Genomic DNA, 12,508 nt, shown 5'->3' with positions numbered 1-12,508 from the left:
TGCCAAGGAAAATCCATGTATTCGCGCAAGTTTCTTATCATATGCGGCCTAGCCGCCGCGGCATTGTCTCCCGTCGCAGATGTCGCTCCGGCAGCCACCGCTGCCACCCGTGACAAGGCCTTCTTCGATTCCGTCGCCGGCTCCTGGAAGGGCCCGGGCGAAATCGTCGCCGGCAAATATAAGGGCACGAAATTCACCTGTAATCTGATCGGCGAGCCGACAGGTGACAGCGGTGCCGGCATCAAGCTCGACGGCACGTGCCGCGTCGGCGTCTTCAAGCAGCCGATGACCGCCGTCATTTCGCAGTCGGGCTCGACCTACAAGGGCAAGTTCCTCGACGGCGCCGCCGGCAAGGGTCTCGACGTCGTCTCCGGCGCCGTCAGCGAGGATACCGTCGTCGTCGGCATCAACCGCGCCAAGCTGAACGGCGCGATGATCGCCCGCGTGCGTGATGACAAGACGATGAACGTCACCGTTTCGGTCAAGGTCGAAAGCCAGATGGTCCCGGTCATCGGCCTGACGCTGACCCGCCAGGTCGACGAGATGGCCGTCGGTTCGATCCAGTAGACCATCGCAGAGCGGATTTTCCTGAAGCGGCGGGTTTCCCGCCGTTTTCCGTTTCAGGATCTCCGCCTCAGTTTTGGAGCCACCAGTCGCGGCTGTTGTCGGCAATCTCTATACCCGCCACGTCCGCACCCGACAGCCAGTCGCTGACCGCCCTGCCCTTGACGAGCAGGCCCGGCGCGATATCGGCAAGCGGCATCAGCACGAAACCGCGATCGGTCATGCGTGGATGCGGCAGTTCCAGCCGCGGCGCCTCCTGGATGACGTCGCCATAGGTGAGCACGTCGATATCGAGTGTGCGCGGCCCCCAGCGCTCGATGCGCTCGCGTTTCATTTCCCGCTCGATCGACAGGCAGACATCGAGCAAAGCCTCGGGCGCCAGCCGGGTTTCGACGGCGGCGCAGGCATTGAAGAAGAAGGATTGATCCGTCTTGCCCCAGGGCGGCGTGCGATAGAGCCGCGAGACCGCCGTAACCCGGCAGTCACCTCGTCCATCCAGCCGCTGCAGTGCGGCGGCCATCGCCTTGACGGGATCGCCGATATTGCCGCCGAGCCCGAGTGTGGCGGATTGCAGTGCAGCCTCAGGCAAAGTGCTCAACGCTCACCTGCACGAAATCGAGCACGCCCGGCACCGGCGCGTTCGGCTTGCGCACCGTGATCTTCGCCCGCCGGACCTGCGGGAATGTCTGACAGAGTCCCTTGGCGATATCGAGCGCCAGCGCCTCGATCAGGTAGCGCCGCTTGCCCGTGACGATTTGCTCGATCACGGTGAAGGCGATGCCGTAATTGACGGTATCGTCGATCGAATCGCTTTCCAGCGCCTCGCCGGCAACGACGTCGAGCTCGGCATCGACGAAGAAGCGCTGACCGAGGAATTCCTCCTCGTCATGCACGCCGTGGCGCGCAAAGAAAGCGCAGTTCTGCAGCGTGATCGTGTAGGTGGTCATGTCGGCCGCTTCCTCTCGAATTCCTTGCGCGCATTCAGCATAGCATCGGCGATGTCGAGCGCATCCCTGTTGATTGCGACATTGTGCACCCGGAAAACCGCAGCCCCCTGAAGTCTGAGCAGGGCGCTGGTAACAGCGGTCGCAGAATCCCTGTCTGCCGCCTCACGCCCCGTCACCGCGCCGAGGAAGCGCTTGCGCGACGTCCCGGCGAGCAGCGGCAGGCCGAAGCGGGAAAGTTCGGAAAACCGCGCCATCAGTTCCAGATTCTCCTCCGCCGTCTCCTTGGCGAAGCCGAAGCCCGGATCGAGCACGATGCGGTCGCTGTTGACGCCGGCTGCCGCCGCGATCGCAAGCGACCGTTTGAGAAAATGCACCTGGTCGGCGATGACGTCGGGAAGCTTCGCCCGGTCGCGGCCGGTATGCATGATACAGAGCCCGGCCCCGGTCGCCGCGGCGATGTCGGCGATATCGGGCTCCTTCTGCAGCCCGAACACGTCGTTGACTATATGGGCGCCGGCGCCGACGGCTAGCCGCGCCGTCTCGGCGCGATAGGTGTCGATCGAGATCAGCGCCTGGGTGCGCCCGCGCAGCGCCTCGATGACGGGTAGCACGCGGGCCTGCTCCTCGGATGGGCTGACGGCTGCGGCGTTCGGCCGGGTCGATTCGCCGCCGATATCGATAATCCCGGCACCCTCGCTCACCGCCCGCAGCGCCTGTTCGACCGCCGCATCGACGGTTTCAAACCGCCCGCCGTCGGAAAAGGAGTCCGGCGTCACGTTGATGATCGCCATGATCACCGAACGACGGCCGAGTTCGATCTGCCGGCCATGGCCGACACACCATAAACTGCCTTCGAGCCCTCTCACCAGACTTATCCCATCGATCATGAAAAAAGCGCCATCCGATATTGCGCTTGCGGTGGCTATGCCCCAAGCTCCTGTCGATTTCAACACGGGTTGCGTTCAGAATGCCGCTTGCAGTGCGTTATATGGTCCTTCCTATTGCCTTTTCCATTGGTCTTTCCGTCTGCAGCCCGGTGGCAGCAGAAGTGATCGCATCGAAAAGCTATTCCTATTTCAGCATCCGCGGCAAAACCGCGGATGAGCTCGACCGCGAACTCAGCCGGCGCGGCCCAACCTCGAGCGGCTCTTCGGCGCGCCATCCGGGTGCCACGAAGATCCGCTTTGGCGGTGAAGCCACCTATATCCAGGATAACGGACGCTGCCGCGTCGGTAACGTCAAGGTTACGGTCCACACCCAGATCATCCTGCCGCGCTGGAGCAACCGTAAGGGCGCCAGCAAGGAGCTGTCGATGATCTGGGACGCCCTGTCGAGCGATATCAAGCGCCACGAGGAGCGCCATGCCGAAATCGCCCGCGATCAGGCCCGCGCCATGGAACGCGCCATCCGCGCGCTGCCGCAGCAGCGCAGCTGCGAGGCCATGCAGGAACTCGTCTCCGGCGAATCAGCTCGCGGTATAGACGAGCACGATCGACAGCAGGCGCGATTCGACCGGGTCGAGGCGGTCAACTTCCAGAAGCGCATGCTGAGATTGCTGAACAATCGAATCAACGGCCGAGCCGGCGAAAAATAGGGCTTTTTCGCTCTGGTTGCGAGCGGAAAACCTTAGCTGCACAACGAAACTTGTGCGAAACTTGCCCCCTCCCCAGTGATTGAATGGTCATTTTTCATCCTGGCAGACTCAACCGGAACGCGTTAATATGAACACATTCGAAAGTGCAGCTACGGCATCTACCCTTTCATCGCTGGGTTCTCCTGGCGCGTTCCGAAGCCGCGGATGTTCCTCCCTCATCCGTAGGTAATGCGCCCGCCTCGCCTCGCTCGCACCAGCGCGCGAGGCGTCTTTTTTGTGGATCTTATTCCGGCGAAGTTTGAAGCGCGGGCGCGCTTAAGCCTGGCGTTCCGGCACGTGCACCACGAGCCCGTCATAGACAGCCTTCATGCGGATCTGACAGGACAGCCGCGAGGTCGGGCGTACATCGAAGGCGAAGTCGAGCATATCCTCTTCCATCGCTTCCGGCTGGCCGACCTGCTCGGTCCATGCCTCGTCGACATAGACATGACAGGTCGCGCAGGCGCAGGCGCCGCCGCACTCAGCCTCGATACCGGGCACCGAATTGCGCACGGCATTCTCCATGACGGTGGAGCCTTGGTCGACGTCGAGGTCGAAGCGCGTGCCGTCGAAGGCGACGATGGTAAGTTTGGGCATTAGGACTATTTCCGGTCTTCAAATGATGGGCGGATTTTCTTCCGACAATTCGACGCTTCAGTCAACATTGGGAAAGTCGCCATAACCTCGCAGATCGAGCCTTCGGCCGCCGTCTTCAAAGCGTCATGGAAGACGTCGCAAAAAGACCCGAGGTTCCGCAATGGAACAACGGGTCTTTCAAACGACATCTCAAACAGCGATCAGCCGCGGCAGAGCTTCAGGATGAAATTCTCAGCGTCGATGACGGCGGCGCCGAGCGCTGCCGTCGCCCCGGCGTCACCGCCGGTCTCCTCGACGGCTTCGGCCGTCTGCGACACGCGGAACGCACCTACCGAGCTTGCCGCGCCCTTCAGGCGGTGCGCGGCCGCGCCGACGCGGATGGTTTCGCCGCTGGCTATATCCTGCAGACATGCGCGAGCCTGGCGCGCAAACATCTGAAGGACTTCGATTTCCAGCGACTTGTCGCCCATCGTCTGCTTGGCGAGATGGACGAGATCGATCGGCCGGACCTTCGAGGGACAGGGTCCCTTTGCATTGTCCGGCGCCTCGAATACGATGTTCAATGCTGCCATCTGAGCTGCCATTGCCAATTCTCCCGCCTCGTGTCGTGCGCAGTTGCTACCGTTCTGCGACAGGAGGGTGGCCATCACGTTAAATTCCGGCACATGCGGGCTGGAAATCTCGCCACATGGTTAACGTCCGTTAAATATCCCTAAATTATTGCTTTTTAAGCGGTGTCACGGATTCAAAGATGTTAACAACGGGTTAACGAGCCGCAAATCTCAAGCCTTCATTAATTGTGTGAAGAGCCCAGATGTGTCACTACGATACTGGTAGAGCGGGTTTATGGTACGCGCCTTTGCCGAGCGAGTGGATAATGGTAGTGTTTTGATACCTTCCGTTTGAAAAAGCGGCTATCTACTCTGAAATGACATGCTTATCCGTCCGTCGTTGGGATGGAAGGCTGGAACGGCAAAGTTGTTCTCCGGGTGAGGCGGAAGCCCGGAATTGCGCTGCCGGATCGGCCGACAGTAACGAGGCATAACCAATGGCGAACAATAGATATAACGAGTCGATCGAGGACAAGGCGTTCAAGGCATTGGACGAGGCCCTCCAGATCGACTTCGGCAAAGATAACGTGCCGTCTCGCCGCGGCGACGCGCCTGAGGCCCCGGAGGCTAATGTGTCTGATCCAGTAAATGCGCGTAACCAGCAGGCCCAGGAAGAAGCGCAGCGCCGCAACCGCCGCGGTGGCGCCGGCGAGCCGGCTTCCAGGGGGCCGGCTTTCACGCCCGCCAACGATGCCAGCCGCAACACGCCCGCCTCGATCCTGAAATCTTTCGACGGCGCCTCCAGCCGCTCGGCGGTGCGCACCGCCACACTGTTCTCCGTGCTCTGGGTCATGGGCGGACTCGGCCTCATGTCGCTGCTGTATGGTCCACAGATCTGGCAGATCCGTTCGCTCGCCGACCTCGTCGCCCTGCCCGGCGTCATCGCCGGCCTCGTCGGCATCATTATCCCCGTGATGATGTTCTATGCTTTCGCCATCATGATCGCCCGCGCCCAGGACATGCGCAACGCCGCCCGGTCGATGGCGGAGGTGGCATTGCGCCTGGCGGAGCCGGAAACCATCGCCTCCGAACGCATCATGACCGTCGGCCAGGCCGTGCGCCGTGAGGTCTCGGCCATGAATGAAGGCATCGAGCGCACCATCGCGCGTGCCTCCGAGCTGGAAACGCTCGTCCATTCCGAAGTCAATGCACTTGAACGTTCCTATGCCGACAACGAGCTGCGCGTCCGCGGCCTCGTCCACGAGCTCGGCTCCGAGCGCGAGGCGATCGTCAACCATGCCGACCGCATCCGCACCTCGATCGGCAGCGTCCACGACCAGTTGAAGGAAGAGCTGTCGCTGGCGACCGAAGAGATCGCGGTGCGGCTTTCTACATCGGGCGAAGCCTTTGCCTCGCTGATCGATACGCGCGCCGCGACGATTCTGGAAAAATCCGACAATGCCCTGCAGTCGATCGGCAGCCTGCTTGCCGCCAAGACCGATAGCCTGTTGCAGACACTGAACGCATCGGGCTTCGCGCTCGCCACCGAATTCGACAACCGCCTCGAAGCGCTCTCGGTCAACCTCAATGACCATGGTGAAAAGCTGCTCAGCCAATTCGAGACGCGCGCCTCGACCATGGACAGCAGCACCGAGAAGCTGAATGCCGCGCTGCAGGAGCGCACGCAGCAGCTCAGCGAGATCCTGATCGCCCGCACCCGCGAGATCAATGAGAGCCTGACATCGGGCGAACGCACCATCGGCGGTACGCTCGACGACGTGCTGTCGAAGCTGAATAGCGCCCTTGATGAAAAGGGCGCGAGCTTCCGCCAGAGCCTGCAGAGCACGGCCGACGACGCCGTCATGGATCTCGACGTGCGCTCCGGCTTCTTCGAAGAGCGGCTGCAGACGACGGTTGCCCAGCTATCCACCGCCTTCGACGAACGCGTCGCTGAATTCACCAGCGCCTTCGACAAACGCACCGGCTCGCTCGACACCAAGCTGATGGAGAGCCTCGCTCGCATCAACGAGACGCTGACCGGCGGCTCGGATTCGATCGACGGCATCCTGAGTTCCGGAATCGACCGGCTCGGCACCTCGATGACCGACCAGCAACTGGCGCTCGCCACGGCACTCGCCACCGGCCATGACGTGCTGGAAAGCACGCTGGGCACCCGGGCCGACGAAATTACCACCGCGCTCACCAGCCGCACCGGCGAACTGACGTCGGCGCTGCAGAGTGCCACCTCGGAAATCGCGCTGACGCTTGCATCCGGCACCTCCGAGCTGCAGAACAATCTGCAGGCACGCTCGGCCGAATTCCGCGACACGCTGCGCACCACCACCACCGATCTGACCACCGCCGTTGCCGCCGGCACCGAGCAGGTGACTGCAGCCTTCGGCGGTCGCGCCGAGGAGCTGAGCGATGTGCTTGCTGCCCGTACGGCAGAAATCAGCGAGGCGCTCGGCACGGCCCACGGCCGCATCGACAGCGTCATGGCCGAGCGCGGCGGCGCCCTGGTCGACGCGCTCACCACCCATCACGGCCGCTTCGAAGAAGCGCTGACGACCCGCGCCGACGCCATCATCGATGCCGTCTCCGGCACCCATGACCGCCTGGCCGAGACGCTTGACGAAAAGGCCATGGCGCTCGCCATCTCCCTGAACGAGAGCCAGGCCCGCATCGAGGATACGCTCGAGACCCGCTCCGGAGCGCTGCTGAGCGCGGTATCGGGCACGCATGACCGCCTCTCCGAGACGCTCGATGAAAAGGCGATGGCGCTCGCCATTTCGCTCAACGAAAACCAGGCCCGCATCGAGGATACGCTCGAGACCCGCTCCGCCGCCCTGCTGAACGCCGTCTCCGGCACCCATGCCCGCCTCTCCGAAACTCTGGACAGCAAGGCGGCCGCCCTGACCACCTCGCTCGACGAGCGCCATGCCCGCATCGACAATGCACTTGGAACGCGTGCAGAGGCGTTGCTGAACACCGTGTCCGGCACGCGTGATCGCCTTGCCGAGACCCTCGACGAAAAGGCCGCCGCCTTCGCCATTTCCTTGAACGAGAGCCAGGCCCGCATCGAAGAGACGCTCCAGACCCGCTCGGCGGCTCTGCTGAACGCTGTCTCCGGCACCCATGACCGCCTGTCCGAAACGCTGGAAGACAAGGTCGCAGCTTTTGCTACCTCGCTCAGCGAAGGCCACGCCCGCATCGACGAGACGCTCGAAAGCCGCTCCGCGGCTCTGCTGAATGCCGTCTCCGGCACCCATGACCGCCTCTCCGAGACGCTGGACGAAAAGGCGATGACACTCGCCATCTCCTTGAATGAGAGCCAGTCGCGGATCGAAGACACGCTGGAAGCGCGCTCCGAAGCCTTCCTGAAGGCTGTGTCCGGAACGCATGACCGTCTTTCGGAAACGCTCGACAAAAAGTCGGCAGCTCTCGCCGCCTCGCTGAATGAGGGCCAGAGCCGCCTGCAGGACACGCTGGAGAGCCGCTCGGAATCCTTCCTCAATGCGGTCTCCGCCACCCACGACCGTCTGTCCGAAACGCTCGACGACCGGGCGATGGCGCTTGCCATTTCGCTGAACGAGAGCCAGAGCCGTCTCGAAGAGACCCTGACATCAGGCGCCGATGCAATCACCCAAGCGGTCTCCGGTACGCATGACGGCCTGAACGGTGTGCTCGACCGGAAGGCAGCGGCCATTGCCGCCTCTCTGAATGAAGGCCAGGCCCGCCTCGAGGAAGCCTTAGTGCACCGCACCGCTGCGATCATCGGCGCGGTAACGGCAACCCACGACCGGCTGACCGACACGCTCGACGAAAAGACCATGGCGCTCGCCATTTCGCTCGACGATAACCAGAGCCGCTTCGACAGTGTGCTCGAAGCGCGCAGCAACGCCATCATGGAGGCCGTCTCCGGCGCCGAGTCACGCGTTGCCGGCGCCTTCACCGACAAGACCGATGCCATCCGCGCCGCCTACACCGACAATCAGCAGCGGCTCGAAAATGCGCTTTCCGAGCATAGTGCCGCCCTTTCGGGCGTTCTCGATGCCGGCGGCGCTCGCTTCGAGGATCTCGTCGGCGGCCTGACCGGCCGCATCGAAGGCCGGCTGAGCGATGCCCATGCACGGCTCGGAGGCCTTGCCGACGAGACCGCGGCGCGTATCGAAGGCGGGCTCACCTCCGCCCACGAGCGCATCCGCACGACGCTTGAGGATCGCGCCAACGCCATCGACCTGTCGCTGAACCAGGCTCATGCGCTGATCAGCGATACGCTGACCGAACACGCAACCAGCATCGGCACCTCGTTGGCGACGAGCGTCAGCATGCTCGAAATGTCGCTGGAGGACCGTGAAGCTTCGATCCGCCAGGCCATCGATGCCAGCGCCCAGACGTTGGAAGACCGCATGCATGCCGGCGCCGGCCAGATCGCCGGCCGCTTCCAGGAGGCGGCAAATGCGATTTCGAGTTCCACGCAGAATTTCTCCGCCCAACTCGATCAGTCGGTCGAAAACCTGACGGGCCGTTTTGAAGAAACCGGATCGCGTGTGGAATCCAGTCTTGCAGCGATCGAAACTCGCATCAGCAACGGCGTCGGCGGTGTTGCCGAAAGGGTCGAAGCGGCCAGCGGCCAGCTCTCCAGCGTGCTTGCCGACGGCATCTCCCGTCTCGGCGCGCTCGGCGACGACGCCAACCGGCGCATCTCGGCAACGCTCGAAGGCAGCGCCGCAAACCTTACTCAGGCGATCGACAGCCGCGCTGCCAATCTGGCCGAGACGCTCGACAGCCGGACCACCACCCTGACCGGCGCCATCGACGGCCGCACCGTGAGCCTCGGTGAAACCCTCGACCGCGGCAATGAACGCATCGAGGAACGTCTCTCCACCATGGACCGTGCCTTGACAGTCGGCCTCGAGGCCGTCAACCGCACCATCGAGGGCAAGGCCGCCGGCCTCGCCTCGACGCTGCGCAGCGCCGTTGCCGAAGCAGCCCAGGGAATGGAAGGCGAAGCGACGAGAACCACCGAGCTGCTCGGCAAGACCGGCCAGCAATTCGCCGAAGATCTTAATACGAAAAGCGACGAATTCACCCGCACCATGGATGAGCGCTCGTCGCAGATCGTCACCCGCGTCACGGAGGCTCAGAGCCGGCTGGCAAGCCAGGCCGCAGCCGTCGCACAGACCTTCTCGGAAGCCGGCAATGCCATCGTCAACAAGGTTGCCGAGGCCGAGACCATTGTCGGTAAGCAGGTCAATGCCATCTCCAAGGCGCTGTCGGATGCCGGCCAGTCGCTGGAGACGCGCGGCGACGCCATCCGCTCGACGCTGTCGGGGGCCGGCAACGAGATTTCCGCCACGATGGCGGATGTCGATCGGGCGCTCGAAGCCCGCAGCAGTGCTATCCGCTCCAATCTCGAAGAGCGCGCCCGCGAGATCGATACGACCTTTTCCGACATCGACCGGGCGCTCGAAGCACGCGGCGATTCGATCCGCGCGACACTCGAAGAGCGCACCCGCGACCTCAATTCGATGCTAGCAGGCCGTTCGGTCGAATTGACCCGCATCCTCGACGAAACCGCCCGTCCGATCATCGACCGATATACCGATGCCGGCGAACAGGCCGCCGCCCGCATCACCGCCGCGGCCAACCTCAGCGCCGACCGTCTGCGCGCCGAAAACGAAGCGCTCGCCAGCGCCGTTGCTGCCCGCACCGAGAATGTCGCCAATGCCGTTAGCGCCATCGAAAACAGCCTGGTCGGCAACGTCAACGGCCTTGTCGAGCGCATGGCGGAAAGCAGTGCGGCGATGGCGATGATGATGAACCGCGCCGCCGAACAGCTGACGAGCGTCGACAGCCGTCTCGGCGACACCACCACGCGCTTTGCCGACTCCGCCACCAAGGCTGCCGAGATGGTCAACGCCTCGACCCGGCTTCTCGAAGGCAAGGTCGACCGCCTCTCCGACATTTCCGGCCAGACGCTGTCGCAGGTCGGCGGCATCATCGGCCGTTTCGACGAGCACTCCAAGGTGCTGACACAGGCCTCGCAGCTTCTCGGCGCAGCCCAGTCCAACCTTGCCTCGACGCTCGAGGAACGCGAAGGCGCGCTGCAGGCGCTCTCCGTCAGCCTGGTCCAGCGCTCCGACGAAATCGAAAAGACCATGCGCGGCCTCGGCGGCATGATCGAGACCGTGTTCGAGCGCGCCGAACAACGCTCCAGCCAGGTCACCGGCAATCTGCGCCAGGGCGTGCAATCCTCCTTCGCCGATATCGGCCGCATTCTCACCGAAACCGAGAAGCGCGCCCAGGAAGCCGCCGAGACGATGCGCGAGGCGATCACCCGGGCCGGCGACGAGGCCAATACGACGATCGACGGCACCTTCGCCAACGTCGAGCGTCGCTCCGGCGACCTCTCCAATCGTATTCGCGGTGGCCTGACGGCTTCGCTGTCGGAAGTCGAGCGCATGCTCGGCGAGGCCGGCCGCGCCTCCGACGGTGCCGCCCAGCACATGCGCGAAGCGTTGCGCGAGGCGATCGATGATGCCGTCGGCCGCTTCTCCGGCGCCACCGATGATATCCGCCGCTCCGCCGTCGACATCCGCAACGAGCTCGACGCCACCCGCGCCGAGTTGAAGCGCGGCGCCTTCGACCTTCCCGAGGAAGCCAAGGAAAGCGCCTCGGCCATGCGCCGGGCCGTCGCCGAGCAGATCAAGGCGCTGCAGGATATCTCCCAGCTCGTTGGCCGCTCCAGCCAGCAGCTTGAGATTTCCGAGCCCGTCGCCCGCACGCTCGCTCAGGCGCAGCCGGCCCCGCGTGCCGCCCCGCCGATAGCAAGTCAGCCGATCGCAAGTCAGCCGGTGGCACCTCAGCCGCCGCAGCCGGCAGCGCCCCCGCCGATCGAAGCGACGGGCCTCCGCGGAACGATCGCTCCGACAGTATCCGCCGCCGCCGCCCAGCGCGCCGCTCCGCAGCCTGCCCCTGCCCGTCAGGAACCAGGCCGCCAGGAACCGGCTCGCACCGAAAGCGGCGGCTGGATCAGCGATCTCCTGCGCGGCGCATCGCGTGAGGAGGCCGCCGAAGAGGCGCCTGCCCGCACCCCGGCGCCAACGGCAGCACCGGCTGCGCGCAGCAATGATCTGCGCAATCCGCGCCACGTGGTCGAATCGCTGAATTCGCTTTCGGTCGATATCGCCCGCGCCATCGATCACGACGCCTCGGTCGATCTCTGGCGCCGCTATCAGCGCGGCGAGCGCGACGTCTTCACCCGTCGCCTCTATACGCTGAAGGGCCAGCAGACCTTCGATGAGATCAAGCGCAAATACGACCGAGAACCGGAGTTCCGCACCGCCGTCGACCGCTATATCGGTGATTTCGAGAAGCTGCTCGCCGACGTTGCCCGTACCGATCCGAACCAGACCGTCTCGCAGTCCTACCTCACCTCGGATACGGGCAAGGTCTATACAATGCTCGCCCATGCAGCAGGCAGGCTCAGCTGAGCCTGTTTGTAACCATCGATCGTTTATGACCGAATTGGACAGAAAGCCGCCGCCACACATATCGGGCGGCTTTCGTTTGTCGGAAGGGCGCGACCGAGAACGCCTATGGTGAGGTATCCGAAATGACCAAGGCCCTGCTGATCATCGACGTGCAGAATGCAATTCTTTCCGGAAAAGCCGGGCCTGAGCGCCAACCGCATATCGATGCCGCGCTGGACGAGACCGTCGCCCGGCTCGCATCGCTCCAGGAAAAGGCGAGGCAGGCGACCGCGCCGGTCGTGCTGGTCCAACATGACGGCGGCAGCGGCCACCGATTGGCCGTCGGCACGGAAGGATGGGCGTTGCGTCAGGAGATTGCGCCGAAACCAGGCGAGGTCGTCGTCCGCAAGAAAAGCGCCGACTCATTCTTCGAGACCGATCTGGCCGAACGTCTGAACGAACGCTCGGTCACCCACCTCGTTATCGGCGGCTGCATGTCGCAATTCTGCGTCGACACGACGGTCAGGCGCGCCGTTTCCCTCGGATATGACGTGACGTTGATTGCCGATGGTCACACCACCGGCGATACGGCAACCCTCACCTTCTCCGAGATTATCGCCCACCACAATGAAACGCTCGACGGTTTCGACGCGGGCAAGGCGACGGTAGACATCCGTCCGGCCGCCGGGATCACCTTTTCATAAGCCTTGGCCACGGAAAGACCGGGACCGCCAGGCGGTC

At 63.8% G+C, this 12,508-nt stretch carries 9 protein-coding genes; 4 read left to right on the top strand and 5 right to left on the bottom strand.

All coding sequences use genetic code 11. The features are described 5' to 3' along the window. Window positions 1-15 precede the first annotated feature (15 nt). Window positions 16-567, top strand: a complete 552-nt coding sequence (locus tag FFM81_RS09645) for a hypothetical protein (RefSeq protein WP_003569009.1) — start codon at window positions 16-18, stop codon at window positions 565-567. A 67-nt stretch (window positions 568-634) separates the two neighbouring features. On the opposite strand, the gene folK is transcribed toward FFM81_RS09645, so the two are convergent. From folK to folP, 3 genes are read right to left on the bottom strand one after another with little or no spacing between them, the layout of a single operon-like run. After that, window positions 635-1,153 carry a 2-amino-4-hydroxy-6-hydroxymethyldihydropteridine diphosphokinase gene (folK, locus tag FFM81_RS09640; RefSeq protein WP_172643045.1) on the bottom strand — a complete coding sequence of 173 codons (519 nt, stop codon included), beginning with the start codon at window positions 1,151-1,153 and terminating at the stop codon, window positions 635-637. Next, window positions 1,146-1,511 carry a dihydroneopterin aldolase gene (folB, locus tag FFM81_RS09635; protein ID WP_003569012.1) on the bottom strand — a complete coding sequence of 122 codons (366 nt, stop codon included), beginning with the start codon at window positions 1,509-1,511 and terminating at the stop codon, window positions 1,146-1,148. The genes folK and folB overlap by 8 nt, the downstream gene beginning before the upstream one ends. Then, window positions 1,508-2,377: a dihydropteroate synthase gene (gene folP, locus FFM81_RS09630; protein ID WP_138384222.1), complete on the bottom strand. Its 870-nt coding sequence runs from the start codon at window positions 2,375-2,377 to the stop codon at window positions 1,508-1,510. The genes folB and folP overlap by 4 nt, the downstream gene beginning before the upstream one ends. A gap of 101 nt (window positions 2,378-2,478) precedes the next feature. Between folP and FFM81_RS09625 the strand changes: the two genes are divergently transcribed. After that, window positions 2,479-3,105, top strand: a complete 627-nt coding sequence (locus FFM81_RS09625) for a DUF922 domain-containing Zn-dependent protease (protein WP_025416295.1) — start codon at window positions 2,479-2,481, stop codon at window positions 3,103-3,105. A gap of 315 nt (window positions 3,106-3,420) precedes the next feature. Here the strand turns inward: FFM81_RS09625 and FFM81_RS09620 are convergent, their stop codons facing one another. Continuing rightward, a complete protein-coding gene (locus FFM81_RS09620; RefSeq protein WP_003569017.1) occupies window positions 3,421-3,741 on the bottom strand; it encodes a 2Fe-2S iron-sulfur cluster-binding protein in 321 nt (106 codons plus the stop codon). Between the two features lie 200 nt (window positions 3,742-3,941). After that, on the bottom strand, window positions 3,942-4,325 hold the full coding sequence (locus tag FFM81_RS09615) for an Hpt domain-containing protein (protein WP_003569019.1): 384 nt from the start codon (window positions 4,323-4,325) through the stop codon (window positions 3,942-3,944). Window positions 4,326-4,789: 464 nt separating this feature from the next. On the opposite strand from FFM81_RS09615, the gene FFM81_RS09610 reads away from it, so the two are divergent. After that, the gene (locus FFM81_RS09610; RefSeq protein ID WP_138384221.1) at window positions 4,790-11,788 is read left to right on the top strand and encodes an apolipoprotein A-IV repeat region-like domain-containing protein; all 6,999 of its coding nucleotides are present in this window, start codon (window positions 4,790-4,792) and stop codon (window positions 11,786-11,788) included. 122 nt (window positions 11,789-11,910) lie between these two features. After that, entirely contained in the window at window positions 11,911-12,471 is a 561-nt protein-coding gene (locus tag FFM81_RS09605; RefSeq protein WP_138384220.1) for a cysteine hydrolase family protein, read from the top strand. Window positions 12,472-12,508 lie beyond the last annotated feature (37 nt).

This window comes from Rhizobium hidalgonense, from assembly GCF_005862185.2.
Taxonomy (GTDB): domain Bacteria; phylum Pseudomonadota; class Alphaproteobacteria; order Rhizobiales; family Rhizobiaceae; genus Rhizobium; species Rhizobium hidalgonense.
The sequence above is the reverse complement of the archived record's forward strand: the minus strand, read 5'-3'. Positions and strand labels throughout refer to the sequence as shown.

Excerpts from the sequence above, each read along its gene's own strand:
- FFM81_RS09645 (WP_003569009.1), top strand. The coding sequence starts at position 16 with ATGTATTCGCGCAAGTTTCTTATCATATGCGGCCTAGCCGCCGCGGCA.
- folB (WP_003569012.1), bottom strand. The coding sequence starts at position 1,511 with ATGACCACCTACACGATCACGCTGCAGAACTGCGCTTTCTTTGCGCGC.
- FFM81_RS09625 (WP_025416295.1), top strand. The coding sequence starts at position 2,479 with ATGCCGCTTGCAGTGCGTTATATGGTCCTTCCTATTGCCTTTTCCATT.
- FFM81_RS09620 (WP_003569017.1), bottom strand. The coding sequence starts at position 3,741 with ATGCCCAAACTTACCATCGTCGCCTTCGACGGCACGCGCTTCGACCTC.
- FFM81_RS09615 (WP_003569019.1), bottom strand. The coding sequence starts at position 4,325 with ATGGCAGCTCAGATGGCAGCATTGAACATCGTATTCGAGGCGCCGGAC.
- FFM81_RS09610 (WP_138384221.1), top strand. The coding sequence starts at position 4,790 with ATGGCGAACAATAGATATAACGAGTCGATCGAGGACAAGGCGTTCAAG.
- FFM81_RS09605 (WP_138384220.1), top strand. The coding sequence starts at position 11,911 with ATGACCAAGGCCCTGCTGATCATCGACGTGCAGAATGCAATTCTTTCC.